Annotated in this window: 25 protein-coding genes and 1 tRNA gene; 10 read left to right on the top strand and 16 right to left on the bottom strand. The window is 68.5% G+C overall.

The features are described from left to right. Positions 1–72: 72 nt before the first annotated feature. Positions 73–912, bottom strand: coding sequence for a CoA ester lyase (locus C5B91_RS05700; protein WP_008093294.1), 840 nt, complete (start codon positions 910–912; stop codon positions 73–75). Positions 913–963: 51 nt separating this feature from the next. Continuing rightward, complete coding sequence (gene gdhB, locus C5B91_RS05695; protein ID WP_049968445.1) at positions 964–2,250, bottom strand: glutamate dehydrogenase GdhB; 1,287 nt, start codon at positions 2,248–2,250, stop codon at positions 964–966. A gap of 184 nt (positions 2,251–2,434) precedes the next feature. Here gdhB and C5B91_RS05690 point away from each other — a divergent pair, with 184 nt between their 5' ends. Both C5B91_RS05690 and C5B91_RS05685 read left to right on the top strand, forming a co-directional pair. Then, a complete protein-coding gene (locus tag C5B91_RS05690) occupies positions 2,435–2,935 on the top strand; it encodes a MaoC family dehydratase (protein WP_338036217.1) in 501 nt (166 codons plus the stop codon). 96 nt (positions 2,936–3,031) lie between these two features. Then, entirely contained in the window at positions 3,032–3,487 is a 456-nt protein-coding gene (locus C5B91_RS05685; RefSeq protein WP_081909206.1) for a DoxX family membrane protein, read from the top strand. Here the strand turns inward: C5B91_RS05685 and C5B91_RS05680 are convergent. From C5B91_RS05680 to C5B91_RS05665, 4 genes are all read right to left on the bottom strand, one after another. Further along, a complete protein-coding gene (locus C5B91_RS05680; RefSeq protein ID WP_008093287.1) occupies positions 3,471–3,830 on the bottom strand; it encodes a DUF5658 family protein in 360 nt (119 codons plus the stop codon). The genes C5B91_RS05685 and C5B91_RS05680 overlap by 17 nt on opposite strands. A gap of 189 nt (positions 3,831–4,019) precedes the next feature. After that, positions 4,020–5,765: an acyl-CoA carboxylase subunit beta gene (locus C5B91_RS05675; protein WP_008093285.1), complete on the bottom strand. Its 1,746-nt coding sequence runs from the start codon at positions 5,763–5,765 to the stop codon at positions 4,020–4,022. 208 nt (positions 5,766–5,973) lie between these two features. After that, the gene (locus C5B91_RS05670; RefSeq protein ID WP_008093281.1) at positions 5,974–6,867 is read right to left on the bottom strand and encodes a class 1 fructose-bisphosphatase; all 894 of its coding nucleotides are present in this window, start codon (positions 6,865–6,867) and stop codon (positions 5,974–5,976) included. Positions 6,868–7,168: 301 nt separating this feature from the next. Continuing rightward, on the bottom strand, positions 7,169–8,083 hold the full coding sequence (locus C5B91_RS05665; protein ID WP_115819212.1) for a helix-hairpin-helix domain-containing protein: 915 nt from the start codon (positions 8,081–8,083) through the stop codon (positions 7,169–7,171). 124 nt (positions 8,084–8,207) lie between these two features. Here C5B91_RS05665 and C5B91_RS05660 point away from each other — a divergent pair, with 124 nt between their 5' ends. Next, positions 8,208–9,068, top strand: coding sequence for a 3-hydroxyacyl-CoA dehydrogenase family protein (locus tag C5B91_RS05660; protein WP_049968444.1), 861 nt, complete (start codon positions 8,208–8,210; stop codon positions 9,066–9,068). On the opposite strand, the gene C5B91_RS05655 is transcribed toward C5B91_RS05660, so the two are convergent. Then, positions 9,065–9,319: a hypothetical protein gene (locus tag C5B91_RS05655; RefSeq protein ID WP_008093276.1), complete on the bottom strand. Its 255-nt coding sequence runs from the start codon at positions 9,317–9,319 to the stop codon at positions 9,065–9,067. The two genes, C5B91_RS05660 and C5B91_RS05655, sit on opposite strands and share 4 nt — an antisense overlap. Before the next feature lie 111 nt (positions 9,320–9,430). Between C5B91_RS05655 and C5B91_RS05650 the strand changes: the two genes are divergently transcribed. From C5B91_RS05650 to C5B91_RS05630, 5 genes are all read left to right on the top strand, one after another. Further along, positions 9,431–10,429 (top strand): ABC transporter ATP-binding protein, encoded by a 999-nt coding sequence (locus C5B91_RS05650; protein WP_115819211.1) that lies wholly within the window; start codon positions 9,431–9,433, stop codon positions 10,427–10,429. Beyond that, positions 10,426–12,291 (top strand): ABC transporter permease, encoded by a 1,866-nt coding sequence (locus C5B91_RS05645; RefSeq protein WP_115819210.1) that lies wholly within the window; start codon positions 10,426–10,428, stop codon positions 12,289–12,291. Before C5B91_RS05650 ends, C5B91_RS05645 begins: the two co-directional genes overlap by 4 nt. Further along, complete coding sequence (locus C5B91_RS05640; protein WP_008093271.1) at positions 12,284–13,342, top strand: ABC transporter permease; 1,059 nt, start codon at positions 12,284–12,286, stop codon at positions 13,340–13,342. The genes C5B91_RS05645 and C5B91_RS05640 overlap by 8 nt, the downstream gene beginning before the upstream one ends. Positions 13,343–13,438: 96 nt before the next feature. Next, a complete protein-coding gene (locus C5B91_RS05635) occupies positions 13,439–13,777 on the top strand; it encodes a DUF5798 family protein (RefSeq protein ID WP_049968441.1) in 339 nt (112 codons plus the stop codon). Positions 13,778–13,964: 187 nt separating this feature from the next. After that, positions 13,965–14,945 carry a PLP-dependent cysteine synthase family protein gene (locus C5B91_RS05630; protein WP_115819209.1) on the top strand — a complete coding sequence of 327 codons (981 nt, stop codon included), beginning with the start codon at positions 13,965–13,967 and terminating at the stop codon, positions 14,943–14,945. Between the two features lie 51 nt (positions 14,946–14,996). On the opposite strand, the gene C5B91_RS05625 is transcribed toward C5B91_RS05630, so the two are convergent. The 3 genes from C5B91_RS05625 to C5B91_RS05615 form a co-directional block, all read right to left on the bottom strand. Beyond that, positions 14,997–15,416: a CoA-binding protein gene (locus C5B91_RS05625; RefSeq protein WP_008093265.1), complete on the bottom strand. Its 420-nt coding sequence runs from the start codon at positions 15,414–15,416 to the stop codon at positions 14,997–14,999. 128 nt (positions 15,417–15,544) lie between these two features. Then, positions 15,545–16,156, bottom strand: coding sequence for a hypothetical protein (locus C5B91_RS05620; protein WP_004977073.1), 612 nt, complete (start codon positions 16,154–16,156; stop codon positions 15,545–15,547). Positions 16,157–16,343: 187 nt separating this feature from the next. Continuing rightward, a complete protein-coding gene (locus C5B91_RS05615) occupies positions 16,344–17,198 on the bottom strand; it encodes a geranylgeranylglycerol-phosphate geranylgeranyltransferase (protein WP_115819208.1) in 855 nt (284 codons plus the stop codon). A 94-nt stretch (positions 17,199–17,292) separates the two neighbouring features. Between C5B91_RS05615 and C5B91_RS05610 the strand changes: the two genes are divergently transcribed. Beyond that, positions 17,293–17,367 (top strand) — tRNA-Arg (locus tag C5B91_RS05610). Positions 17,368–17,754: 387 nt separating this feature from the next. Continuing rightward, positions 17,755–19,092: a permease gene (locus C5B91_RS05605; protein ID WP_049968432.1), complete on the top strand. Its 1,338-nt coding sequence runs from the start codon at positions 17,755–17,757 to the stop codon at positions 19,090–19,092. Between the two features lie 82 nt (positions 19,093–19,174). On the opposite strand, the gene C5B91_RS05600 is transcribed toward C5B91_RS05605, so the two are convergent. From C5B91_RS05600 to C5B91_RS05575, 6 genes are all read right to left on the bottom strand, one after another. After that, positions 19,175–19,477, bottom strand: coding sequence for a non-histone chromosomal MC1 family protein (locus tag C5B91_RS05600; RefSeq protein ID WP_049968431.1), 303 nt, complete (start codon positions 19,475–19,477; stop codon positions 19,175–19,177). A 96-nt stretch (positions 19,478–19,573) separates the two neighbouring features. After that, positions 19,574–20,554, bottom strand: a complete 981-nt coding sequence (locus C5B91_RS05595) for a phosphotransferase family protein (RefSeq protein WP_008093249.1) — start codon at positions 20,552–20,554, stop codon at positions 19,574–19,576. A 71-nt stretch (positions 20,555–20,625) separates the two neighbouring features. Continuing rightward, on the bottom strand, positions 20,626–21,324 hold the full coding sequence (locus C5B91_RS05590; protein WP_049968429.1) for an HAD family hydrolase: 699 nt from the start codon (positions 21,322–21,324) through the stop codon (positions 20,626–20,628). 121 nt (positions 21,325–21,445) lie between these two features. Beyond that, positions 21,446–22,600 (bottom strand): acyl-CoA dehydrogenase family protein, encoded by a 1,155-nt coding sequence (locus C5B91_RS05585; protein WP_115819207.1) that lies wholly within the window; start codon positions 22,598–22,600, stop codon positions 21,446–21,448. A 99-nt stretch (positions 22,601–22,699) separates the two neighbouring features. Next, entirely contained in the window at positions 22,700–24,409 is a 1,710-nt protein-coding gene (locus C5B91_RS05580) for a histidine kinase N-terminal 7TM domain-containing protein (RefSeq protein WP_115819206.1), read from the bottom strand. A 164-nt stretch (positions 24,410–24,573) separates the two neighbouring features. Continuing rightward, a complete protein-coding gene (locus C5B91_RS05575) occupies positions 24,574–25,707 on the bottom strand; it encodes an NAD(P)/FAD-dependent oxidoreductase (protein WP_115819205.1) in 1,134 nt (377 codons plus the stop codon). Positions 25,708–25,751: the final 44 nt, after the last annotated feature.

Here is a 25,751-nt window from a genome sequence, read left to right as displayed (position 1 = left end):
ACATACTCATCGATAAAAGGTAACAGCCAACGGCGGTTGGTTCGACGGGCGGCCGCGCCGGCCCGAGCGCGCTCAGTACGACTCGCCGGCGCGGTCGAGGATGTTTTCGGCCTGCTTGACGAGCGGGGCGTCTATCATCTCGCCGTCGACGCCGAAGACGCCTCGACCCTCTCGTGCGGCCTCGTCGCGGGCGCGGAGCACTTTCTTAGCCCACGCGACATCCTCGTCGTCGGGCGAGAACGCCTCGTTGATGACGGGCACCTGCGCGGGGTGGATGGCGAGTTTCCCGTCGTAGCCGAGCCGTCGACCGAACGCGGCGTCCTCGCGGAGCCCCGCTTCGTCCTGATAGTCGACGTGAAGGGTGTCGATGGCGTCGACGCCGGCGGCCGCGGCCGCGACGACGACGCGCTCGCGAGCGTAGAGCACCTCGGTCCCGTCGTCGCTCCGGGTCGCGCCCACGTCGGCGGCGAAGTCCTCCGCGCCGAAGACGACGGCGGCGGTGTCGGGCGCGGCCGCGACCTCGGGAGCGGTGAGGACGCCCGCCGCGCTCTCGACGATTGCGATGACGGGACAGTCCGCACCGGCCTCGCGGGCCGCGACGGCGACGCTCGTCACGTCGTCCGCGCTCGTCGCCTTCGGGACCACGAGCGCGTCCGGTGGGTGGGCGGCGCAGACGGCGGCGATGTCGTCGCGGCCGGCCTCGCCGGGGTTGACGCGGACCGCGACCTCGGCGTCGGGGTCGAAGTCGGGGTCCGAGAGGACCGCGGCGACGGTCTCCCGAGCCTCGGCTTTCCTGTCGGGCGAGACGGCGTCTTCGAGGTCGAAGACGAGCACGTCCGCGCCCGCACCGGGGGCTTTCCGCAGCAGTTCGGGTCGGTCGCCGGGGGAGAACAGGACGCTTCGTCGGGGCATGGTGTGTGTATCGAGGTGGGTTGTGAAATACCGACCCGTCGCCGACCCGGCTCAGGGCCAGAGGCCGCGGTGTTCGTGGGCCTCGGAGACGCGTTCGAGCGCGACCATGTAGGCGGCGTCGCGCCACGTCACGTCGTGTTCCTCGACGCGCTCGCGGACGGCGGTCCACGCGCGGAGCATCTCGGTCTCCAGTTCGTCGTGGACGCGTTCGAGCGACCACGAGCGGTGGTTGAGGTCCTGCAGCCACTCGAAGTACGAGACGGTGACGCCGCCGGCGTTGGCGAGGATGTCGGGGACGACCGGAAGCTCGCGCGCCTCGAAGATTTCGCCCGCGGCCGACGTGGTCGGGCCGTTCGCGCCCTCGACGATGAGGTTCGCCTGCACGTCGCGGGCGTTCTCGGCGGTCAGGACGTTACCGACGGCGGCCGGAATGAGCACGTCCACGTCGAGTTCGAGCAGTTCCTCGTTCGAGAGCTTCCGCGGCGCGTCGTACTTCATGACCGCCTCGGGCTCTTCCTCGTGGGTCGGCACGTCGCGGGTGTCGAGGCCGTCGGGGTCGTAGATGGCCCCGTTCACGTCGGAGACGGCGACGACCGTCGCGCCCTCGTCGTCGAGGAGTCGCGCGGCGGGCGCGCCGACGGACCCGAACCCTTGGACCGCGACGGTGGTGTCTTCGATGTCCCAGCCGAGGTAGTCGATGGCCTCGCGGGCGATGATGGCGACGGAGCGGCCGGGCGCGGTGTCGCGGCCCTTGCTCCCGCCGACCACAGGCGGCTTCCCCGTGACGACGCCGGGCGTCGTCTCGCCTTCCTGCATCGAGTAGGCGTCCATGAACCACGCCATCGTCTGGGCGTCGGTGCCCATGTCGGGCGCGGGGATGTCCTTCGTGGGGCCGATGAAGGGGCGAAGCTCTTCTGCGAACCGGCGGGTGAGCCGCTCTTTCTCGTCGGTCGAGAGGTCCTTGGGGTCGACGACGATGCCGCCTTTCCCGCCGCCGAACGGGAGGTCCATCACGGCGCACTTCCAGGTCATCCACATCGAGAGCCCGATGCACTCGGCTTCGGTCACGCCGGGGTGGAACCGGAGGCCGCCCTTGTACGGCCCGCGGACGCTGTCGTGCTGGGCGCGGTAGCCGGTGTAGACCGCGGTCGAGCCGTCGTCGCGTTCGAGGGGCACCGAGACGCGGTGGACCTGATTCGGGTATCGGAGCCGCTCGATGACGCCGGGGTCGACGTCGAGGTGCGCCGCCGCGCGTTCGAGCTGCCGGCGGGCCGTCTCGAGGGCTGTCTCTTCCGTCGGTTCGTCGTCCGTCGCGGTGGATGGTGCTGCGGATGCCATGATGGTTCGTGCCGGGCGGATGCCGGCTGAGCCGGGAGACAGACGCGCTGTCCCGCGCCCGTCGGGGCCGACGAATCGGCCGCCATCGGGCGCTTTCGCAATCCTCTATTGTGGATAATTATAATGGTTGTTATCTAGTTTCGCTCGGGGCAATAGTTGTCACACTGGAGTGCCGACCGGCACGATTTTATCACGGTCTATCACACGATTTGCCATGACCGGGCTGTACTACGAGGAGTTCGAGGTCGGTCAGACCATCGAACACGAGAAACGACGCACCGTCTCGGAGTCGGACAACCAGCGCTTCTGCGACATGACGATGAACCAGCAGCCGCTCCACCTCGACGCCGAGTTCGCGGGCGACTCGCAGTTCGGCGAGCGACTGGTCAACGGCCTCTACACGATGAGCCTCGCGGTCGGTCTCTCGGTTCCCGACACGACAGACGGGACCATCGTGGCGAACCTCAGCTACGACGACGTGTCCCACCCGAACCCGGTGTTCCACGGCGACACGCTCCGCGCGCAGACGACCGTCCTCGACAAGCGTGAGACCTCCGACGGCGAGCGCGGCGTGGTGACGATGAAAGTCGAGGCGTTCAATCAGGACGACGACCTCGTCTGCGAGTTCGAGCGGACGGCGCTGTCGCTGAAACGCGAGTTCGCCGCCGACGCGGACGACGCCTGAGCTGGGCCGGGTCGGGTTGGGCCGAGCCACGGCGCGTCGCCCCGCGTCTCCGTAACCCACCCACACCGTTTTCTCCCCGGCGTCGCTAGCCGGGACATGGATTTCGACGGCCTCTCCGCGCGCGACACGTCAGTCGCCGACTGGGCCGCCTCGGTCGCCGCCCGCGCCCCCGAACCGACGACCGTCGCCCGGGTCGGCCTTGGCGCGATGGTGTTCGCCGCGGGCGTCCACAAGCTTCTGGACCCGCTTTCGTGGTCGGCCTACGTCGTCCCGTGGCTCGCGCCGTTGCTCGTCGTCTCGCCGGTGACGTTCATGCTCGCAAACGGCGTCCTCGAAGTCGGGTTCGGCGCGGCCATCGTCGCCGACCGCTACACTGCCCTCGCGAGCGCCGTCGCGGCCGTCTCGCTGTCGGCGACGTGTCTCTACCTCGCGGTCGTCTTCGTCGCGGAGGGCGGCCTGTTCGGCGACGTGCTCGCCCGCGACATCGGGTTGGCGGGGCTCGCGTGGGCCGTCTTGGTCGAGTCGCTCCGGCGGCCTACCCGAACACCGTGACGAGGATGAGTTGGGTGTTCATCAACCCGGCGACACCCCACGGGACGGCCACGCCGATGGGAATCGCGCCGCGGTAGCGACTGGGGAGAACGCGCCACGCGACGACCGCGACCGCGAGGACGACGAGTTTCAGCGAAATGAGCGCGCCCACCGGGCCGAACGCCGGGATGAGCGCGAGGACGACGGGGTTCAGTTCGGCGAGGCCCCGGCCGAGCCCGTAGAGCGTCGTCAACACGTCGAGGACGAACGCCAGCATCGTCACGGTCCAGAGGACGTGCTCGTCGCTTATCGCGTGTGCGAGTGCCGCTCGGGGCGTCTCGGGAAGGGGAACTTCGTGGCTCATGGCGGGCTATCGGCAGGCGACGGCCCCGAAGCCGGGACGTGACAGGTCGGGTGGGACCGAGTGGGACGGAACGGGAGTCGGCCGACGATGAGGTCCGTAGCATCCCGACCGTCCTCAGTACGAGCCGCTTAGGTCAGTTACCGTGAGATTACCTGCCGGAAAAACGGAGCATTAACCGCCGAGACCGGCTCAGAGAACCGTTCCGTGCTTCTTGTCCGGGAGCGACTTGTCCACGTCGGCGTAGAACTCGAAGCGGGCGACGAGTTCGTCCCGGAGGCTCGACGGCGGGACGATTTCGTCGATGACGACCTCGCTCGCCATCCGGTGGGCGTCGATGTCCTCGCGGTACTCCTCGCGGAGTTCGTCTTCCATCCGCGCCCGCTCTTCGGGGTCGTCGATGTCGGCGAGCTTGTTCGCGTAGACCGCGTTGATGGCGGCTTCGGGACCCATGATGCCGATTTCGCCCGAAGGGAGCGCGATGACGCTCTCCGGGTCGTAGGCGGGGCCGCCCATGGCGTAGATGCCCGCGCCGTAGGCCTTCCGCACGATGACGGTCTGTTTGGGGACCGTCGCCGACGACGTGGCGTAGATGAACTTCTTGCCCTTCTCCAGGATGGCGTCCTTTTCGACCTGCGAGCCGGCCATGAAGCCGGGGGTGTCGCAGAGGTAGAGAAGCGGAATCTCGTAGGCGTCGCAGGTCCAGATGAACTCCGCGGCCTTCTCGGCGGCGTCGGGGAAGATGGCTCCCGACCGCTCTGTGGGTTGGTTGGCGACGATGCCGACCGGCCGGCCGTCGATGCGGGCGAACGCGGTGACGATTTCCTTCCCGTAGTCGGGCTTCAGTTCGAACACCGACTCGGCGTCGACGACGCGCTCGATGAGGTCGTGGGCGTCGTAGGGGCGGTTCGGCGATTCGGGGATGAGTTCGTCGATGCCGTCGGGCGAGTACCGTGGCGGTTTCGACTCGGAGCGCGGCGGCTTCTCGCCGGCCTTGTCGGGGAGGTAGGTGACGAGCTGCGAGACGAGTTCGCGGGCGTGCGCCTCGTCGCGGGCGACGAGGTCGGCGCTGCCGGACTCCTCGGCGTGCATCCGCGCGCCGCCGAGGTCCTGCATGGATATCTCCTCGCCGGTGACCATCTTCACCATGCGCGGCGAGGCGATGGCCATCGCGGACATCCCCTCGACCATGATGGTGAAGTCGGCGAAGACGGGCGTGTAGGCCGCGCCGGCGATACACGGCCCGTAGAGGACGCATATCTGCGGGACGTACCCCGAGAGCATCGAGTGGTTGTAGTAGTACTTCCCGATGCCCTCGCGGTTGGCGAAGAAGCCGGTCTGCTGGTCGATGCGGCCGCCCGAGGAGTCCATCAGGTAGAGCACCGGCTTGCCCGTCTTGAGCGCCCGCTGCTGCATGCGGAGGAACTTCTCGACGCCGCGGCGGGCCATCGACCCGGCCTTGACGGTGAAGTCGTTGGCCATGAAGTGGAGGTCCCGGCCCTCGAACTCGGCGGCACCCGTGAGGAGACCGTCGCCGGGCAGCCGGGTGTTCGGGTCCGCCTCGTCGACCTCGGGGGAGTTCTCGTGCCACGAGTCGAAGTTGGCGAATTTGCCGTCTTCGAACTTCAGTCCCTCCGGGAACCAGAGGTCGAGGCGGTCGCGAACGAACAGTTTGCCGGACTCCGGCAATCGCTGTTTGTACTTCTCGGGGCCGCCGCCGAGGATGTCCGCTATCTCCTCACGGAGTTTCTCCTCGCGCTCGGTCGGTCCCAAGTCGTCGTCGAGCGGGAAGGTGTCCGCGGGCGGTTCGGCGTCCGCGACGGCCTCCTCGCCGTCGCCGACGAAGACGTTCACGTCCGTCCCGAGGTGTCGCGCCAGCGCGCTGGCGATGGCCTCGGCCTCGTCGCCGGTCGCGCCGTCGCCGATTCTGACCTTCATACTCGGTGATGCACCACCGTATTCAAAATGGTTTTCCATGCACGATTTGCCGGTCGGGCGAATGGAGGCCGACGACTATCTGGCCGGAGACCGCCCGCTGTCGACGACGGAGTCCGCGGAAAACGAGTGTGCCCGGTCGTTTCGGTTCGCTCGGTGCGGTCGGTGCGGTCGGCGGACTAGTCCCGCCAATAGACGGGCTGGCCGCGCGTCAGTCCAGCGCCGCTTCGAGCTTCGCCACGAGGTCGGTGTTGCCGACGTACATCGGGGTCCGCGCGTGGAGGTCGTCCTTGTCCACGTCGAGGAGCGACTTCGCGCCGTCGGAGGTCGCGCCGCCGGCCGTCTCGATGACGTAGCCGATGGGGTAGCCCTCGAACTGGACGCGGAGTTTGCCCTCGGGAGCGGACTCCAGCGTGGGGTACGCGAAGATGCCGCCGTAGGTGAGAATCTGGTTCACGTCGCCGATCATCGAGCCGCCGTAGCGGAGCTTGCGCGAGGCGTCCTGTTCGACCTCGCGGGCGAACGCCTCGAAGTCGTCGGTCCAGTCGGGGACGCGGCCGCCGAAGCCGTAGACCGAGCCCTCGTCGGGGAGTGTGACGTCCTCGCGGACGAGTTCGTAGCTCGCGTCGTCGTGGATGACGTACTCGTCGACGGTGCCGTTGCGGGCGACGACCATCGTCATGACGGGGCCGTAGAGGACGTAACCCGCGGCGACGAGGTCGCGGCCGTGGGCCGGAAGCGGGCCCTCGTACACCGCGAAGATGGTCCCCATCGTGTTGTTCGGCTTCAGGTTCGACGAGCCGTCGAGGGGGTCGACCGCGACCGACAGCCGACCGGTGCCCACGTCGACGGACTCGGGGCGCTCTTCGCTGGCGTACTCACCGACGCCCTCGAGCGCGCCGATGCGCTCGCAGAGGAGGTCGTCGGCGAACACGTCGGCGGCCATCTGCGTCTCGCCGCTCGGGTTCTCGTCCTCGGCGGTGACGCGGCGGCCGGGAAGACCGGTTCGAATCTCGGGCGCGGTGCTCGCGATGACGTCGACCACCCCATCGATGGTCCGCACGTCGCGGGCGGTGTCGGCGGTGTTGATGTCCGTCGTCGCCATCAGGCCCACCCCTCGGAGCGTCGGCGAGTCGGGCGTGAATCGTCGGCGAGTCGGGAGCGTTCCCCGAGCGTCGTCGGGGCGGGAGATACCGTCTGCGGGGAGTCGACGGCCGTGTCGGTGCCGGGCATCATCTGATTCAAAGTGGTGTAACTACCTATATAAAATCTGCGTCTAATGTGGTTTAGGAGATATTGCCGAATTCTCCCGTTATGGGGTTCGTAACGAAATATTACGGCAAATGAGTCTCCGAATGAAAATTACTACTCAGATAGTAAAAATTCGGATGTGGCGGCGGGAGCGCTCACTCCATCGCGTCGCGCGCCTGCGCCTTCCACGCGCTGACGACGGTCGGGTCGATTCGGAGGGCATCGGCGACGTGTTCCGGGTCCGCGGTGGCGAGTCGCCTGACGGAGCGGACGCCCGCCTCGGCGAGCAGTTCGGCGTCGTCCTCGTCGACGCCGGCGAGCGTCGTCAGCGGCTTCGGCTTCGACCGCTCGCGCCACGCCGCCTCGGCCGCGAGCGCGTCTCCCGATCCGTCGGCCGACGCGTCGTTCGTCTCCCGCCCGCTGGGTGTCCAATCACCCGACTCGGTCGTCTTCGAGGGCGCATCCGCGTCGTCGCTCGCTCCCGACGGCGTCCAGTCGCCGTCCCGTGCTGGCCCGCTCGAACCCGCCGCTTCGCTCCGGCCGCTGGGGGTCCAATCGCCGGCGTCGCGCTCGTCGTCACCGGTGTCTGCCTCGTCGGTCGCATCCCAATCGCCCGAACTCGCGGCGACCCACGCGCGCTCGTCGTCGCCCAGTCCGCGAACCTGCGAGGAGCGTCGGTCGAGGTCGTCGCCGGAGTTGAACGACCACGAAAGCGAGTGCCATCGCCGAATCTTCGCCGCGACGCCGGGGTTCGTGCCCGCGTCGACGAGGTCGCGGTAGCACACCTCGCCGTCGACGATAGCGTCCACGTCGATGTTCGACTCGGCGAGGGATTCGGCCGTCGCCGGGCCGACGTACTTCAGGTCCTGTAGCTCGGTCGGCACGGCGTCGCTCGCGCGGGCACCTCGCGGTCTGAGCAGGTGTGTCAGCGCCTCGTCGGGGTTCGACGGCCCCTCGTCCGCCTCGTTTGCCCGGTTCGTGCCCTCGCCGTCGCTCCGGCGCGCGTCCGAGACGGCTTCCCCTCCGTCCCCGCCCGCGTCGTCTTCGTCGTATCTGCCGGCGTCGTTCACCCCAGTCACCGTTGCATATCCCCATTCTTGCGCCCGACTTGAGTCTTCCCGTGGTAGTCACGAGTCTGTCACTATTCCGAACACATCGGCAAGTTTTACCTCCCCACCTCGCGCAGACCCGGACATGTACGATACCGAAGATATCGACACGGTGGGCGTCGTCGGCGCGGGAACGATGGGCAACGGCATCGCGCAGGTGGCCGCGATGGCCGGCTACGACGTGGTCATGCGCGACCTCGAAGCGGAGTACGTCGAACGCGGGCTGTCGGCCATCGACGACAGCCTCTCGCGGTTCGTCTCGAAGGAGAAACTGACCGCGTCGGCGGCCGACGCGACCAAGGGGCGTATCTCGGGGACGACCGAACTCTCGGACCTCGCCGACTGCGACCTCGTGGTCGAGGCGGCCGTCGAGAACATGGACGTGAAACGCGACATCTTCGCCGACCTCGACGACATCGTCCCCGAGGGCGTCGTGCTGGCGACCAACACCAGCACGCTCTCTATCACGACCATCGCGGCCGCGACCGAGCGCCCCGAACTCGTCGTCGGCCTCCACTTCATGAACCCCGTCCCGATTATGAAGGGCGTCGAGGTCGTCCGCGGCGAGAAGACCGACGACGAGGTCGTCGCCTTCGCCCACGACTTCTCCGAAGACCTCGGCAAGGAGACGTGGGAGTCCGACGACAAGCCCGGCTTCGTCACCAACCGCATCCTCATGCCGTGGCTCAACGAGGGCATCCGCGCCTACGACGAAGGCGTCGCCTCCAAGGAGGACATCGACCGCGGCATGACTCTCGGCACGAACGTCCCGATGGGCCCGCTCACCCTCGCGGACCACATCGGCCTCGACATCTGTCTGGACGCCTCCGAGACGCTGTTCGAGGAGCTCGGCGACCGCTACAAGCCAGCGTACCTGCTCAAGCGCAAGGTCGCAGCGGGCGACCTCGGCAAGAAGACGGGCAAGGGCTTCTACGAGTACGACTAACGGCGCTCTCCGGTCGGCGCTGTCTTCGACCCCGAACCCGAACCGCGGCGATAGCGCATTACACCGGCACCGACCGCCCCCGCGACCAGAAACAGCCCGCCCAGCCCCGCCAGCGCCACCGCCAACCCTTCGACGGTCTGTGACCCAGCGGCGGCGACGAAGGCGATGAGCGCGCCGAAGAGGAACACGGCGGCGACGAATCCGCCGACGAAGAGGACGAACGACGGCGAGAGGAAGTCGTCTGCGGGCATACTCTCACCTTGACCGCGAGGAGACGAAACTGTTGCCCCGCGAAGGAGAAGGCTATCAAACCTGAAATCCCGCGCGAACCCTTTTATCCCGTCCCGCGTGAAGGTCTCTCAATGATTACGGTCGAGAACCTGCGGAAGACCTACGGCGACTTCCCCGCCGTCGTGGGAAGCGATTTCTCGGTCGAGTCGGGCGAGGTGTTCGGCATCGTCGGCCCCAACGGCGCGGGGAAGACGACGACGCTGAAGATGCTCGCCGGGCTCGTCGAACCGACCGGCGGGTCGGCGTCGGTGCTCGGATACGACCCCGAGGAGCCGGCGATGCGGCGCAAACTCGGGTTTCTCCCCGAGGAGTCGCCGCTGTACGAGGACATGACCGCGCGGTCGTACCTCCGATTCTTCGCCGACCTCTACGACGTCCCCCGCGACGTGGCCGACGAGCGAACCGGCGCGGTGCTCGACCGCCTCGACCTCGAATACCGCGACCGCCGACTCGGCGACATGTCGAAGGGGATGAAGCGCAAGGTCGCCATCGCCCGGTCGCTCGTCAACGACCCCGACCTGCTCATCTACGACGAACCGGCCAGCGGCCTCGACCCCCTGACGACGAACGTCGTCTTGGAGTTCGTCCGCGAGCTCCGCGACGCGGACAAGACGGTCGTCTTCAGCGCGCACAACCTCTTTCACGTCGAGTCCATCTGCGACCGCGTGGTCATCATGAACCGCGGCGAAATCATCGCCCGCGGGACGGTCTCCGAGATTCGCGCGGAACACGGCGAGACGACCTACCGCGTGTTCACGACCGTGCCGCTCCCGGAGACCCTGCCCGCGGACGACGAGGTCGGAGTCGAAGGCGAGGAGCGCCACGTCGCCGTCGTCGACGAGATGGCGGCCGTCGAGTCGCTCCGCGAGGCGGCCGAGGCCGCCGGCGGCCGCGTCGCCGACATCCGAACCGACGAGGCGTCCTTAGAGGACATCTTCCTCCGACTCGCTCGCGAAGCACCGACGACGAGCGAAGCCGAGGGCGGCCGCGGCCAGGCCGCTGACGGCGAGCGCGAGTACGCCGACGACGAGCGCGAACAGCGCGTCGCCGGAGGTCGCGGGCAGTCGTGACCGACCTCCGAACGCGACTGGTCGCGCACGCCCGGACCGTCCTCCGCATCGCCCGCTGGGAGGTGTCGCGCTCGGCGGGGACGCTCGACCGCCGGACCGCCGCAATCGGTCTCGTCGCCGTCCTCGTCGCCGGCGGCATCGCGGCCGGCGCGGCCGGTGGCGGGGTCGCGCTCGACCGCGACCTCTACCGCGTCGGCATCGCCAGCGACAGCCCCTACTACGACGCGGTCGACCAGTCGTCGACGCTCGACCCGCGACCCGTCTCGGACCCGAACGTCGAACTCGTCGTCAGCGAGACGCACATCTCGGTCGCCGACACGCAGACCGGCCGGGCCGCCTACAGCGCGTTCCGCGACGCGGTCCAGTCGTACAACGAGCGGCAGATGGCCCGCGAGGAGAACCAGTCGGCCGCGTTCCCGGTCGTCGTCGACCTCCAGTACCGCGAGCGCGCCGCGCTTGTCCCGGCCGGGAGCCGCGTCGACGGCGGCGCGGGCGGAGGCGGCGGCGAAGCCGGAACCGGCGACGGGGGCGGAACCGACGCTGGAACCGGAAGCGGAACCTCCGGCGACGCCGACGGTGCGGGCGGGACAGCGACCGACGGCCCGGCCGCGTCCGACGCCGCGGCGGCCGACGACGGCGGCGTCGACGCCCCGTCGATCGGTGGGATGGCGAGCCTCTTCGGCGGCGACACCAGCGGGTCGCCGGCGAGCATCAGCCCGCCGTTCCCCTTCGCCTCGCTCGTCCTCGCCTTCGCCTTCCTCGTGCCGATGAACTTCGTGATTCAGGCCTACGGGTCGAGCGTCCTCAACGAGCGCATCAACCGCCGCGGCGAGCTGCTCCTCGTCGCGCCCATCTCGCCGGGCGACATCGTCGCCGGCAAGACGCTCCCGTACCTGCTCGGCACGGTCGCGATAACTATCGCCATCGCGGCGGCGGTCGGCGGCGGCGTCGTCTCGGTGGCGGCGGTCGTCCCCATCGGCCTCCTGTTTCTCGCGTCGACGTTCGTCGGCGCGATGTTCGCCCGCTCGTTCAAGGAACTCACGTTCGTCACGGTGACGGTGTCGGTGTTCCTGACGACGTACACGTTCGTCCCGGCCATCTTCACGAACGTCACGCCCATCGCGCTCATCTCGCCGCTGACGCTCGTCGTCCGCGACCTCGCCGGCGAGTCGATTCCGCTCGGCGAGTTCCTGTTTTCGGTCGGGCCGATTCTCCTCGCGGCGGGCGTGCTGTTTCTCCTCGGCGTCGGCGTCTACCGCGAGGAGGACATGTTCACCCAGCGGCCGGTCCCGCTGAAGTTTCTCGACGCGCTCGACAGCCGAATCTCGCGGGCGCGCTCCGTGGCGACCCTGTCGGCGCTGTCGATTCCGTTCGTCTTCATCGCCGAACTGCTGGCCATCGCGGTGCTGTTCGTCCTCCCGGTGGACCTGACCGTCCCGATGATTCTCCTCGCGGTCGCGGTCATCGAGGAGTTGGCCAAGAGCCTCCACGTCCTCGCGGCCTTCGAGAAGGCGCGGTTCTCCCGGACGCTCCGGTCGTCGCTCGTCCTCGGCGGGCTCTCGGGGCTCGGCTTTTTCGTCGGCGAGAAGTTCACCGCCATCGCCCAACTCGCCGGGTTGCAGTCGCTCACACTCGGGCAGACCGCCTTCGCGCCCTCCGGCGTCGGTATCGGCGACGGGACCGGCGTGAGCGCTCTCGTCGTTCTCGGCTTGTTCCTCGCGCCGCTGGCGCTCCACGCGGTGACGGCCAGCGTGACCGCCTTCGGGGCGAGCCGGGGTCGCTCGGCCTACGGCGTCGCGCTCGCGGGCGCAATCGCGATTCACCTCGTCTACAATCTCCAGGTGGTGAGCGCCCTTGGGTAGCCCGCGACTCGCCATCGCCCGGCGCGAACTCGGCAGTCTCCGCAAGGAAAAGACCATCGTGCTGGCGCTGGCCATCCAGCTGTTCGTCGCGGCGTTCTCGTCGTTCCTCGTCGTCGGGCTCGTCTCGCTGTACGACCCCGGCGCGGCGAGCTATCAGGTCGACGTGGCCGTCGCGGGCGACGAGGAGGCAGTCGAGGACCTGCTCCGCGCCGTCGGGACCGAAGACGGTCTCAGCGGGCGGCCGTACTCGTCCACGTCGGCCGCGATGACGGCGTTCCAAGAACGGCAGGTCGATGCCGTCTTAGAGGCGTCAACGGGCGAGGACGGCAGGATACGAGTCGCGGCGGTCGCGCCCGATACGGGCGTGGAGACGACGGCGGTCGTCGTCCGCCTCCGCGACGCGCTCCGCGAACTGGAGCGTAACGAACGCGCGGAGCGGAGCGCGTTCCTCGCCACGGACCCGCTGTCACTCCCGCCGGCGGCGGAGTCGAGCCCGTACTTCGGCTTTACCTACACGGTGCTCGTCCCGCTGTTGTTGTTCCTGCCCGTGTTCATCTCCGGGTCGCTGGTGGTCGATTCGCTCACGGAGGAGGTGGCCCGCGGGACGCTCGAACTCCTGCGGGTCGCGCCCGTGAGCTTCGCGGCCGTCGTGGACGGAAAGCTCCTCGCGGCCGGCGGGCTGGCACCCGTGCAGGCGGTGGCGTGGATGCTCCTCCTCCAACTGAACGGGTCGACTATCGAGAGCGTCCCGTGGCTGTTCGGCATGGTCGCCGGGCTCTCGGCCGTCGTCGTCACTCTCGGCGCGGCGGTGGCGATTACCTCGCCCGACCGCCGGGTCGCCCAACTCCTGTACTCCATCGGCGTGCTTCTCGTCTTCGCGGGTACGTCGCTCCTTCCATTGAGCCCCGCGAACACGGCCGCGCGGCTGGCGCTCGGGACGGCGGGGGTCGGCGCGAAAGTCGCCGTCGCGGGGCTCGTCTTCGTCGGCGTCGTCGCGCTCGTCGGCCTCCGGTTCGTCGTCGACCGGGTGGACCCGAACGAACTCGGCTGAGGCTCCGTCTCTCAGTTCCGCTCTCGGCGGTCGCGTCCGACTCCGCTCCGACACCGCACCGGAAGTCGTACAAGCCCCGAGTCCGAGAGGCGACACATGGCACTCGGAGGCACCGCGAAGAAGCTCCAGAAGGTCGCAGAGATGGCCGAAGACGTGTACAAGAAGCTCAACGAACTGCGCGAGCAGGTCGTCGAGGTCCGCGAGACGGTCAACGAGACGAAGTCGCGCGTCGACCGGCTCGAAGCCGAGAACGCCGAACAGCGGGCGATTCTCGAAGCCATCGCCGAAGAACAGGGCGTCGACCTCGACGCCGCCATCGCGCAGGCGCACATCTCCGAAGCCGAGGAAGGCTCGGCCGGCGGCGACACCGAGGCGACCACGGACGCGTCTGGCGCCGATGCCGACGCATCGAGCGACACCACCGACGAAGCGTAATCCGACCCGCCCCTCCGTCTCTCTCCGTTCTCTTTCGACATCCCGTCCCCGCCACAGCCTCGCTGCCAGTCCCGAAGACGACGCTTTGCTTTCGGCCGGCGTCAGTCGCTCCGGTCGCGAGTCGACCGCCGACGAGGGACGAACCGGGATGAAAACGTTCAGGGCCAGGGGCAACTTTTGCCCACGTATGACCACGCACCGCGACCCCCTCGACTCGGTGCTCGACGCCGTCGGCGAGACGCCGCTCGTCAGAGTCCACGCGTCGCCCGACGAGGTGCCCGTCTACGCGAAGCTCGAATCGTTCAACCCGGGCGCGAGCGTCAAGGACCGCATCGGGACGTACATGCTCGAACGGATGCTCGAATCGGGCGAACTCCCCGAGGGCGGCACCATCGTCGAGCCGACCGCCGGCAACACAGGCATCGGCTTCGCCGTCGCGGCCGGACAGCTCGGCATCCGCGCGGTGTTCGTCGTCCCCGAGCGGTTCAGCGTGGAAAAACAGACGCTCATGCGCGCGCTCGGTGCCGACGTGGTGAACACGCCCACCGAAGACGGGATGGGCGGCGCTATCGACCGCGCTCACAAGCTCGCCGACGAACTCGACGACGCCGTCGTCCCCCAGCAGTTCTCAAACCCGCTCAACCCCGAGGCGCACTACGAGACGACCGCGCCCGAGATTTACGACGCCCTCGACGGCGAGGTCGGCGCGTTCGTCGCCGGCTGCGGCACCGCGGGCACGCTCATGGGCATGGCGCGGTACGGCCGCGAGCACCACGAGGACACGTTCGTCACCGCGGTGGAACCCGAGGGCTCGCTCTACGCCCGGCTCCACGGCCGCGACGTGGCGGAGGCGTCGTACAAGACCGAGGGCATCGGGACGCACGACCCCGCGACGAACGAGCTGTTCGACCCCGAACTGGTGGACGAAATCGTCCAAATCGCCGACCGCGACACCCACGACGAGATGCAGCGCCTCGCCGCCGAGGAGGGCCACCTCGTCGCGTCGAGCGCCGCCGCCAACTCGCTGGCCGCCGTCGACGTGGCCGAGCGCGCCGCCGCCGGCGACCTCGACCTCCCGTACGACGCCGTCGTCACCGTCTTCCCCGACTCCTCGGAGCGATACCTCTCGAAGGGCGTCTACGGCGACTTCGAGTCGTGGGAAGGGTGAAAACGGCGGTTCAGCGGCCGACTCCGACCGACTCGTCGCTCCGCCGTCCGCTCAGGCGAGCCGCGAGTGTTCGACCTTGAAGCACTTGTCCTGGACGAACGAGAGCCCCGCCTCCTCGGCGCGGGCGGCCGCGTCGTCGTCGCTGATGCCGAGTTGGAGCCAGACGGCCGCCACGTCGCCGCGGGCGTCGGCGCGCTCGATTGCGGCGTCGACGATGCCGCCAGCCTCCTCGGACGGCCGGAACACGTCCACGAGGTCGATGTCCTCGTCCACGTCGGCGAGCGAGTCGTACGCCGTCTCGCCGAGGATTTCGTCGTGGAAAGGGTTGACCGGGACGACGCGATAGCCGTGGCGCTGCATGTACGCCGGGACGTCGTGGGCGGGCTTGCCGGGCGTGGCCGAACAGCCGACGACCGCGATGGTCTCGGCGTCGAGCAGCGCGCGGATGTCGTCGTCGCTGGTGATGGGCATACCTACGACGTGGCCGGCTGCGGATAAAAATCTCGGGCGGCTGTGCGGTCTGCTCGCCGTTCCAGTAAGTCAGAAGACCCGTCGATTTTGCCGTCGTCGCCGACGCGGTCGCCGCTGAAACTCCCCGATTAGTGGTCCGCGATGCGGATGTCCGGCGGCGCGTCCTCGTGAGTCGTGATGATGCCGTCGAAGAGCTGTTTGATGGTGTTCATCGTCCGGTCGTCGTGGGCGTCGGCGTCGATGGTGAACAGGCCGAGGCCGCCGACGCTCTGGATGCGGCCGGTGAACACGTGGAGGAACCGGAAGACGGTCTGGAGGTCGGCGTACATCAGGAGCGTCGACAGCGAGTGGAGCATGATGCGGTTCTCCGGCAGGCCGCGGTCTTGGTAGTACTCCTGGAGAATCTCCGAGAGCTTGATTCCGATTCCGGTCATGTCGACCGGCGACGACGTGTATCGGATTCGCTCGTCGTCGCGGACCTCGCCGACGCCCTGCTGTTTCGTGACGCAGTCGACGACCGCGACGGGTTTGCCCTCGTAGTCGAGTCGCTTGCCGAAGTCGTTGAGGATGCGGTCCGCGCCGTCTTTGGTCGTGACGATAACCGCGCCCTCGCCGTTTCGGGTGCCCTCGGCGAGAATGTCGAGCGCCAGCGAGCGCTTGCCGGTCAGCGGCGGCCCGACGAGAAGGAGGTTCGTGCCCGGTTCGACCTCGACGTCGAGGTCAGCGCCTAACTTATACATGCGGGTACCTCGGTTCGACGGTATCGACTCCGAGGAACGCAATCGCGTGACGCTTCCGCTCGCCGAGGGTCATCGGATAGTACGACCATGCGGTGAGCCGGTAATATTCTTTTTGATTGGCGGATAGAACGCTCCCCGTTCGTCGGCTCGTTCCCCGGAATCCGACCGATTGTTCGTCCGCATACATTTATATGGTTCCTCCAGTCTGCGCCGTCGCCCGTCCGACGATGAAGGCGAACGCCGCTAAAAACATCCCGTATTTGAGTCGGCGCTGCGCCGCGGCCGGGTCGGCGAACGACCGAACCGCGGCCGCGAGCATGACCCCGTCGGCGGGGGCGACGATTCCGAGGTACGCCAGCCCGAACCCGCCCCAGACGAACGGCACCGCGCTCGCGGCGACGGCCACGACCAAGACGACCGCGCCGAGCCACAGCGACGCCTCCTCGCCGACGACGATGGGAAGCGTCCGCAGTCCCTCTTCCCTGTCGCCGCCGATGTCCTCCACGTCTTTGACGATTTCGCGGGTCAGCGTCGCCAGCGCGGCGAGTACACAGAGGACGACCGCGCCCAACGGCTCGCCGATGGCCGCGCCGCCGAAGAGGAACGTCGAGCCAGTGAGCGCGGCGACGACGACGTTGCCGACGCCCGGGAGGCCCTTGAAGAACTCCGTGTACGCGAGGAGCGCGACGAGGTTGACGACGGCGATGGCGATGGCGACGACCGGGAGGACGAACGCCGAGACGACCGCCCCGCCGAACAGCGCGATGCTGAACCACTTCGCCTCGGCCGCGGTCACCGCACCGCGCGGAATCGGCCGGTCAGGGCGGTTGATGCGGTCGATATCGCGGTCGAAGTAGTCGTTGATGGCGTTACCCGCCCCCGTGGCGAACACGGTGGCGAGCATCGCCGCGACGACGACGAGCGCGTCGCTCGGGGACGCCCCGGCGACGAACGCCCCGGTGAACGTGAGGACGCCGGCGGCGACGGCGTTTCCCGGTCGGGTGAGTTCGGCGAACCCGCGCGCTCGCGTACCGAGAGACATACCCCGTACTGTTCGGAGGTCGCGTATAAATCGCGCGGAGTCGCCGCCTCGAATCAATCCATTTAAAACAATCCACGACAGACGAAGTCATGTAGGGCGCTTAGCTCAGTCTGGACAGAGTGCTTGGCTTCGGACCAAGTTGCCGTGGGTTCAAATCCTGCAGCGCCCATGATTCTCTCGCAAACAACGTGAACTGAGAGTCATCTTCCGCGGGAACTGGAACTCTGTGGCCGGGGCGGCAGACAGCCTCTCCCGCCAGTCACCGCCGTCCGCGTCGCCTCTTCTCACGGAACGCCACGGAACGAACCGCGGTAAGGGTCATGCGTCGGGGGGAGGCCCCACGCGAAGGTAACCCTCTAGGGTCGGGAGAGAATCCCCCGCCGTCGCACGCATCACGCTCCTTCCGTGGGGCGTCGGAGCCGTCGTACCGACGCTCGGCTTTCCGCTCTAAACTCGACGGCGGACTCGACTTCACAACCCAAACTTGCGCCGCGCCGAAACCCCGATTCTCCTAGGCACAATCCAGTTAGGGACGGCTCCCCTCATATCCAACCACATGGACCGGACCGAATACGCGATACTCACGGTCATCGCACTCGCGACGGTCGGCATCGGCGTGTTCACGACCACGGAGCCGCTGGGAACGTTCCTCGTCGAGAGCGCCCGAGAGGCGCTTTCGACGACCGCGGCCATGGCGTGGGTGACGTGGTGGGCGCTCGTCGTCGGCTTCGCAATCGCCGGCGGCGTGGAGGCGTGGACCTCGGGCGAGGAGGTCTCGGAGCTTCTGGAGGGCCACGGTCCGAGAGAAATCGGCTACGGCTCGCTGTTCGGCTTCGTCTCGTCGTCGTGTTCCTACAGCGCTATCGCCACGGCGAAGAACCTGTTCAAGAAGGGCGGGTCGGCGGCGGCGACCCTCGGGGCGTTCATGTTCGCCTCGACCAACCTCGTCATCGAAATCGGCGCAGTCATCTGGATTCTGCTCGGCTGGCAGTTCCTCGTGGCCGACATCCTCGGCGGGTTCATCCTCATCGGGCTGATGGCGTTCGGCTTCGCCTACCTCGTGCCCGACGAGGTGGTCGAACAGGCCCGACAGAACGTCCAAGACGAGGGTTCGGAGACCGTCCGCGACCCGGTCTGCGGGATGGAAGTCGACCCCGACGAGACCGAGTACTCGGTCGAACACGACGGGCGGACGTTCTACTTCTGCTCGACGTCGTGCAAGGAGAGCTTCGACCCCGAGGAGGCCAACACGACGGTCCGCGAACAGGCGACGTCGCTGTCGGGGTGGAAGGCGCTCGCCGACAAGCAGTGGAAGGAGTGGGGGATGCTCTGGGACGAAATCGCCATCGGGTTCGTCTTCGCCGGCCTCATCGCCGGGTTCATCCCCGAGTCGGTGTGGACCTCGGTGTTCTCGGGACCGACGTTCGGCGTTCCCGTGTACGTGTTTTGGACCGCGGTCCTCGGGGCCGTCATCGGCGTCGCCACCTTCGTCTGCTCGGTGGGGAACGTCCCGTTCGGGGCGGTCCTGTTCTCGAACGGCCTGCCGTTCGGGAGCGTCCTGAGCTACATCTACGCGGACCTCATCGTCCCGCCCATCATGGACGCCTACCGCGAGTACTACGGGACGAAGTTCGCGGCGATTCTCTCGGGGATGATATTCGTCGCGGCGGTCCTGACGGGCGTGGTCGTCCACTTCGTCTTCCTCGGCGCGGGGCTCATCCCGTCGCCTGAGAGCGTCCAAATCGCCGAAGTGAGCATCGAGGCGGATTACAAACTCGCGTTGAACGTGTTCGCCACCGGCCTGTTCGGCGTCCTCTACTGGCTCCACCGCTCGGAGTCGGTCGGCAACGAGGGCCGCGGCGGCCACGGTGAGGCGGCGAACGCCGGCGGCTAAGCCGCCGACTCGACACGTAACCCACGAACCGCAAAAAAACGAAGTCGGGGTTTTCCGGCCCGGCCGAATCCCCGGTTCACGTCTATCGGTGCTCGATGCCCTGCTTCGAGACGTTCGCTCGGGTGACGTAGTCGTCCATCCACTCGGGGTCGTCGTCGCCTTTCTCCTCGGTCCACGCCCACCCTTCGTAGACGTGGACCCGGTCGGTCCCGCGCTCGCGGAGCCTGAGCGTCGCTTTCCCGTCGATGTCGTCGGGACTCGGGGCGGGGTGGAGCCGCCGAGCGGCCTTCAGCGCCGCCTGCCGGGGATACGTTCCGCTGAACACGCTCGTCTCCTCGCCGTCTTCGACGAGGACGAAGTTTCGCTTGCCGTCTTCTCGTACCATGATTGTCCCTACCACGCACTCCGAATTAGTAGTTCGTGTCGCCGCGGGGCACGGCACGGCTTCGAATGGAGCCGACGGCACCGACTCCGAGCGGGGTTACAACAGCGCGTCGAGCCGGGTCAGGTGGAAGTCGACCGCCGCCGCCCCGGTTCGCTCGGGATAGCCGGGACGGGTGACGTCTCCCGTCGAATCGACCGCCGAGCGGACGACGGCGGCGACCCGATAGGCGCGTGGTACCGACGGGTGCGGCCGGACCGACTCGTAGCCCGCGCGGAACGCCCGGCGGAGCGGCGCGCCGTCTTCGACGTACCAGTCGGCGACGAGGTGTTCGACCTTGGCGACGGCGAGCCCCGGCGCGGCGGCCATCGGCTGGCCCCAGTCGAGGACGGCGGTCACGCGGCCGTCGGCGACGAGCGCGTTCCCGGGTCTGAAATCCCACGGATAGAGGTTCGACGGCGGGTTCGCGGGGAGTGACACGGCCGCGGCGACCTCTTCCAGCCGGCTTCGAACCCCGTCGAACGCCGGCGGGAGCGCCGCGATTCCTTCCCGGACGTATGCGGAGAACCACGCCTCCCAGTCGGCGTCGGCGGCGCTCACGGCGTCGAATCCGCGGTCGGTCGGCGAGTCGGAAGCATCGCCGCCGTCGGCCCGCGGTCTCCCGGGAGCCGACCGTCCGAGTCGACCGTACCCTCCGAAAGAGAACGCTTCGTGAAGCTGACCGAGGCCGACGCCGAACGACCGTGCCACGCGGCGTTGGGTCGCCGAATCGAGCGAGACGAACCGCTCGTGGAGTTCGTCGCCGGCGGCGCGCGCGACGACGACGTACCCGAACCCGTCGACCGCGCCCGACGCGAGGACGCGGGGAACCGGAATCGTCGTGCGCTCGCGAACCGCCCGGGAGAGGGCGGCTTCGAGGGCCAACGCCGCGGCGTCGGCCGCCGTCTGGACGACGACCTCGCCGCCGTCGGCGAACGTCGCGACTGCGGTCCGCTTGTTGTTCCCGTTCGGAACGCGGGCCGTCGCCGCGAGGCGTCGCTCGGGGAACTCGCGGGCGAGCACGGTTGCGACGGGGTCCATAGAGCCACTCTAGGGGCGACGCGAACAAAGGTGCAGCGGACGGCTCCCGCGCGGCCGACCGCAGGGGGTCGTCACGGTCCGTCGTCGAGAATCGCCGAGAACTCAGAGAGCGACCGGAGGACGTACGCCGGGGCGTGCGACTCGGCGTCGGGACCGGCCACGTCAGCGACCTCGGTCTCGACCGGGCACCACGCGGCGTCGAGGCCGGCGCGGTGCGCACCGTCCACGTCGAACTCCAGCGAGTCGCCGACGTGGAGACTCGCGTCCGCCTCGGCGTCGAGGGCGTCGAGCGCTCGGTCGAACGGGTCGGGGTGAGGCTTTCGCCGCGGCATGTCGCCCGCAAAGACGACCGCGTCGAACGCGTCGGCGATGCCGAGCGCGTCGAGCTTGACGGACTGCCGTCGCTCGGGCCCGTTGGTGACGAGGCCGACCGACGCGTGGTCGCGGGCGGCGGCGAGCGCGGCCTCGGCACCCGGTCGGAACGAGACGGCCGAGTAGTCGACCGTCTCGACGAACCCGCGGGCCAGCGCTCGGACGTCGACCGCTTCGTGGTCGTGCTTCGCCGCGACGCGCTCGAAGCCGTCGGCGAGGTAGGCCTCGTGGTCGTCGTGGTCCGGCGGGCCGTCGAGGGCGGCCCAGAGGTCCGACGGCTCGCCGAAGCGGTCGATGCCGGCGGCGTCGAACGCGCCGGCGTAGATGGTCTCGCCGCTCTGGTCGTTCGTACAGAGCGTGTTGTCGAGGTCGAAGAGAATCGCGTCGAACGGTGCCACACTCTCCCTTGGTGCGGCGGCGATAAAACTTCGTCCACGATCGACGCCGTCCGCGGCGACGACGAACCGCAGCGGGACGGCGGAGGCAGACGACGGGGCGATGGTTCGCCGCTAGCGGGCCTCAGATGCCCTTCCCGAGCAGTTCGCGGGCGATGATGTTCTTCTGAATCTCCGTGGTCCCCTCGTAAATCTGCGTGATTTTCGCGTCGCGGTAGAGCCGTTCGACGTCGTGGTCGTTGACGAAGCCGGCCCCGCCGTGAATCTGGACGGCCTCGTCGGCCACGTCGGTGGCGACGTTCGAGGCGAACTCCTTGGCCATCGACGCGAGCGCGGTCAGTTGGCCCTCGTCGTTGTCGACGCTCCACGCCGACTTGTAGGTCAACTGCCGGGCGGCCTCGGTCGCGGTGTGCATCTCAGCGAGCTTGTGTTGAATCGCCTGAAAGTCGCCGATGGGGCGTCCGAACTGCTCGCGCTCTTTGGCGTAGTCGAGCGCCCGGTCGCAGGCCCCCTTCGCGATGCCGACCGCCTGCGCGGCCACCGCGGTCCGCGTCTCGTCGAAAAACTGCATGAGCTGGAGGAAGCCCATTCCCTCGGTGCCGACGAGGTTCTCCTCGGGCACGCGCACGTCGTCGAAGACGAGTTCGGCCGTGTCGCTGGCGCGGATACCCATCTTCCCCGTTATCTTGTCGGCGGAGAAGCCGTCGCGGTCGGCCTCGACGATGAGCTGTGAGAAGCCCGCGTAGCGGTCGTCCGCGTCGGGGTCGGTCTGGCACATGACGACGAAGTAGTCGCCGACGCTCCCGTTCGTTATCCACATCTTGGTGCCGTTTATCACCCACTCGTCGCCGTCCTTCTCGGCGCGGGTGCGAACCGAGGTCACGTCGGAACCCGCCTGCGGTTCGCTGATGGCCGCGCCCATGACGGACTCGCCCTCCGTAATCGGCGGCAGGAAGCGCTCTTTCTGGTCGTCGGTGCCGAAGCTGATGATGGCCTCCGCGCCGAACCCGGCGCTCGTGATGCAGAGCCCGATACCGGGGTCGACCGCGAACAGTTCCTCTGTCACGAGGGCGTTCTCCAGCGAGGAGTAGCCGACGCCGCCGTACTCGACGGGGAAGTGCGCCCCCGTCAGTCCCATCTCCGACGCCTTGCGGACGACCTCCGCGGGATACGTCTCCGCCTCGTCGTACTCGCCCGCAACCGGTGCGACCTCGTTTTCGGCGAACCGTCGGACCTCCTCGCGGATGGCCCGCTGTTCGTCCGAGAGCAAATAGTCCATGATTGTTAATCACATACATGGCCGATAACAGTTGTCACACAGCGGGAAACGTGTGGCGAGTTGATTCGACGGGCGTGGCGTCGGCCGCGACCGGGTCGCTCAGTCCGCGGCTTCGACGGTCGCGAGCGGGAGGTCGATGACGAAGACGCTTCCACGCGGTTCGTTGTCCTCGATATGCACGGTGCCGCCGAAGTTCGTGACGATGGTCTCGACGAGGTACAGTCCCGTTCCGGTGCCGGGGCTCTCTACCCCTTTCGCGCCCTTCCCGAAGACGACCGACTTCCGCTCGTCGGAGATGCCGGGGCCGTCGTCGGCGATGCGGACGGTGACGCGCCCGTCGTCCGCCGCCGCCGAGACGTCGACCGACGGCTCGTCGCGGTCGCTGTGGACGACCGCGTTCTTCAGGACGTTCACGAACACGGAGTCGAGCAGGTCGTTGGCGGAGACCGTCGCGGACGGGAGGTCGGCGACCGCGAACGTCGCGTTCGGGTGCCCCTCGCGAACGTCTTCGACGGCCTCTCGGAGCGTGGCCCCGACGTCGAGGTGACGACGGCGCTCGTCGTCGTTCGTCGCGCGCATCAACTGTCCGAGCACGTCGGTGAGGTCGACGGTGTTGAGCGCCCGCCGGAGCGCGGTCTCCAGCTGCGACCGCGCCTCGTCGGACAGCGGCTCGTGTTCGAGGACGATGTCGATGTACGCCGTCACGAGCTGCATGTCGTTTCGGATGTCGTGGCGGACGATGCGGTTCAGCACCTCCAGCTCGTCGTTTCTCGACTCCAAGGCGAGCTCGTAGTGCTTCCGGGGCGTCACGTCGCGGACCGAGACCACCCACCCGAGGGGGTCGCCGGCGCGGTCGAGCGGGATGCGCGTCAGTTCGACGTAGCGCTCGCCCTCGACGAGCACGTCGCACGACGAGTGCTCGCCGTCGAGGTCGCCGTAGTTCGGGAGGGCCTCGCTCGCCGGACGACCGAGGAGGGGGTCGCCGGTTCCCAACAGCGGCCGGACGTGGTCGTTGACGTGGACGACGACCTCGTCGGCGTCGAGGACGACGAGGCCGTCAGCCGAGTGCGCGCCGGCGGTCGCGTAGGCGAGCGGGAGGATGTCGAGGAGCTTGTAGCGGTAGACGGCGATGCCGAACGTCACCGATGGGACCGCGAGCGAGGCGGGGATGAGGTTGACACCTCCGGCGAGCGGCGGGGTGTCGGTGAGTTCGAGCGCGGCGACGACCGACGGAACGAGCATCCCGACGATGAGGAGCGTCGCCTGCGTCCGGTAGGGGCGGTCGAGTTCGAGCGCGTACTGACCGATGATGCCGAGTCCGAGAAACAGCAGGACGAATCCGTAGACGAGGCCGAACACGCTCACCGGGCCGTCGGCGACGGAGAGGACGGTCACGCCGTCGACGGTCGACAGTTCCCAGCCGGTGTAACCCAGTTCCAGCGGGTTGACAAAGAGGACCGCGAGGAACACCGCGGGGACGACGTACAGCGACGCCACCACGTGGCGGTCGAGCAGCTCCCGGCGGTCGGTGTACGCGAGGGCGAAGACGAAGAACGTCGGCGCGGCCGCCATCGCCCCGACGTGGAGGAGCTTGTACGCGACCAGTTTCGCGTCGGGGTCGACGAGAAACAGCTTGACCGCCGTCGTCGCGGTCCAGAAGGTGACGGCGGCCGTCAGCACGGCGAACGAGACGACGGTCGGGTTCCGCCCGCGGCGGCGGACGAACTGGACCGCGTAGGCGGAGAGGACGCCGGCGACCACCGCCGCGAAGACCATCGGGTAGGCGTAGGCGGTGTGCTGCCAGTTCATCGAGCGCCTCGCTCGTCAGTCACGGTTCGAGTGGTGCCCTCGGAGGCGTCGTCTCGGAGATGGTGCCCGGCATCGTTGACTATGGACGGCGATACTCCGCCATCGGATAAAGAACTTCTCAGGGGAATCGCCGGACTGCGGGAGCGCTTCCGCTGGGGGCGGCGTCAGGCGTGCAGTTCCTCGTCGACGAGGTCGACCGCCCGCGAAATCGCGCCGACCGAGGTGAGATGGCCCGCTCCGACGGTGGCTTTCATCGCCTTCGCGGCCTTCCCGCGGAAGATGCTCGGGCCGACCTGTGCGACCGCGCCGTCGCCGACCGAGACGATCCAGCCGGGGACTTCGAACCGGTAGGGGTCGGGCCGCGGCGCGAAGTCGTTCCCGTCGCCGTCGAGTTCGAACTCGACCTGCGCCGCGACGTTGCGGGCGACGGTTTTCGCCTCCCGGAGGGCCGCGGAGGCGCTCGCGGGGACCGGCTCGCCGTCGGCGTCGACCGCGCGGGCCGCGTCGCCGACGACGAAGGTCCGCCGGTCGAGTCGGAGGTCGGCCCTGACGGGGGGTCGCTCGCCGCCCATCGCGTCGTCGCCGGCGATGCCGCCGGTCCAGACCAGCAGGTCGTAGTCGAGGTCGCCGGTGTCGGTCGCGACGGTCGCGTCCGTCACCGACTCGACGGTCGTCTCGGTTCGAATCTCGACGCCCCTGTCGAGGAGTTCGTCGCGGACCGCCCGCTGGAACGACTCGTCGAACGACGGCGCGACGGCGTCCAGTTGCTCCACGAGGACGATGTCGGCGTGCGCGCCCTCCTCGTCGCGGAGCGCGGCGAGTTCGCCCGCGATCTGCACGCCCGACAGCCCCGCGCCGCCGACGACGACGGTGCCGCCCTCGTCGCAGTCGTCGAAGAACCGCTTGCGGATGGTTTCGGCGTCGGCGACGCGCTTCAGCGGGACCGAGTTGGCTTCGAGGCCGGGGATGCCGTAGTAGGCGGTCTCAGCGCCCAGACAGACCGCGCAGTAGTCGTAGTCGAGCGCGTCGCCCTCGGCCAGTTCGACGGTCCGCGCGTCGCGGTCGACGCCCGTCACGCGGTCGACGACGACCTCGGCGCGGTCGAGCGCCTCGTCGAGGGGGACCTGAATCGCGTCGGCGACCGCCGGCCGTCGAATCGCGCGGTGGACTTCGTGTTGGACGAGGTGGTGCGGGGAGTCGTTCACCACGGTCAGGTCGGCGTCGACGGGGAGTCGGCGTTCGAGGTCGCGGGCGAGCGTGAGGCCCGCGTACCCGGCACCGAGAACCAGGACACGCATGGCTGTCTCGTCGGGCGCGAGCAAAAAGAGGGTGACGGCGGTCG

This window comes from Haloferax sp. Atlit-10N (assembly GCF_003586325.1).
GTDB classification, from domain to species: Archaea; Halobacteriota; Halobacteria; order Halobacteriales; family Haloferacaceae; genus Haloferax; species Haloferax prahovense.
Note: the sequence above shows the minus strand (reverse complement) of the source record. Positions and strands in the feature narration are given on the sequence as shown.

Excerpts from the sequence above, each read along its gene's own strand:
- C5B91_RS05595 (WP_008093249.1), bottom strand. The coding sequence starts at position 20,554 with ATGGACCCCGTCGCAACCGTGCTCGCCCGCGAGTTCCCCGAGCGACGC.
- C5B91_RS05635 (WP_049968441.1), top strand. The coding sequence starts at position 13,439 with ATGGCACTCGGAGGCACCGCGAAGAAGCTCCAGAAGGTCGCAGAGATG.
- C5B91_RS05605 (WP_049968432.1), top strand. The coding sequence starts at position 17,755 with ATGGACCGGACCGAATACGCGATACTCACGGTCATCGCACTCGCGACG.
- C5B91_RS05685 (WP_081909206.1), top strand. The coding sequence starts at position 3,032 with ATGGATTTCGACGGCCTCTCCGCGCGCGACACGTCAGTCGCCGACTGG.
- C5B91_RS05585 (WP_115819207.1), bottom strand. The coding sequence starts at position 22,600 with ATGGACTATTTGCTCTCGGACGAACAGCGGGCCATCCGCGAGGAGGTC.
- C5B91_RS05630 (WP_115819209.1), top strand. The coding sequence starts at position 13,965 with ATGACCACGCACCGCGACCCCCTCGACTCGGTGCTCGACGCCGTCGGC.
- C5B91_RS05660 (WP_049968444.1), top strand. The coding sequence starts at position 8,208 with ATGTACGATACCGAAGATATCGACACGGTGGGCGTCGTCGGCGCGGGA.
- C5B91_RS05600 (WP_049968431.1), bottom strand. The coding sequence starts at position 19,477 with ATGGTACGAGAAGACGGCAAGCGAAACTTCGTCCTCGTCGAAGACGGC.
- C5B91_RS05650 (WP_115819211.1), top strand. The coding sequence starts at position 9,431 with ATGATTACGGTCGAGAACCTGCGGAAGACCTACGGCGACTTCCCCGCC.
- C5B91_RS05625 (WP_008093265.1), bottom strand. The coding sequence starts at position 15,416 with ATGCCCATCACCAGCGACGACGACATCCGCGCGCTGCTCGACGCCGAG.
- C5B91_RS05655 (WP_008093276.1), bottom strand. The coding sequence starts at position 9,319 with ATGCCCGCAGACGACTTCCTCTCGCCGTCGTTCGTCCTCTTCGTCGGC.
- C5B91_RS05615 (WP_115819208.1), bottom strand. The coding sequence starts at position 17,198 with ATGTCTCTCGGTACGCGAGCGCGCGGGTTCGCCGAACTCACCCGACCG.
- C5B91_RS05620 (WP_004977073.1), bottom strand. The coding sequence starts at position 16,156 with ATGTATAAGTTAGGCGCTGACCTCGACGTCGAGGTCGAACCGGGCACG.
- C5B91_RS05580 (WP_115819206.1), bottom strand. The coding sequence starts at position 24,409 with ATGAACTGGCAGCACACCGCCTACGCCTACCCGATGGTCTTCGCGGCG.
- C5B91_RS05675 (WP_008093285.1), bottom strand. The coding sequence starts at position 5,765 with ATGAAGGTCAGAATCGGCGACGGCGCGACCGGCGACGAGGCCGAGGCC.
- C5B91_RS05575 (WP_115819205.1), bottom strand. The coding sequence starts at position 25,707 with ATGCGTGTCCTGGTTCTCGGTGCCGGGTACGCGGGCCTCACGCTCGCC.
- gdhB (WP_049968445.1), bottom strand. The coding sequence starts at position 2,250 with ATGGCATCCGCAGCACCATCCACCGCGACGGACGACGAACCGACGGAA.
- C5B91_RS05670 (WP_008093281.1), bottom strand. The coding sequence starts at position 6,867 with ATGGCGACGACGGACATCAACACCGCCGACACCGCCCGCGACGTGCGG.
- C5B91_RS05680 (WP_008093287.1), bottom strand. The coding sequence starts at position 3,830 with ATGAGCCACGAAGTTCCCCTTCCCGAGACGCCCCGAGCGGCACTCGCA.
- C5B91_RS05700 (WP_008093294.1), bottom strand. The coding sequence starts at position 912 with ATGCCCCGACGAAGCGTCCTGTTCTCCCCCGGCGACCGACCCGAACTG.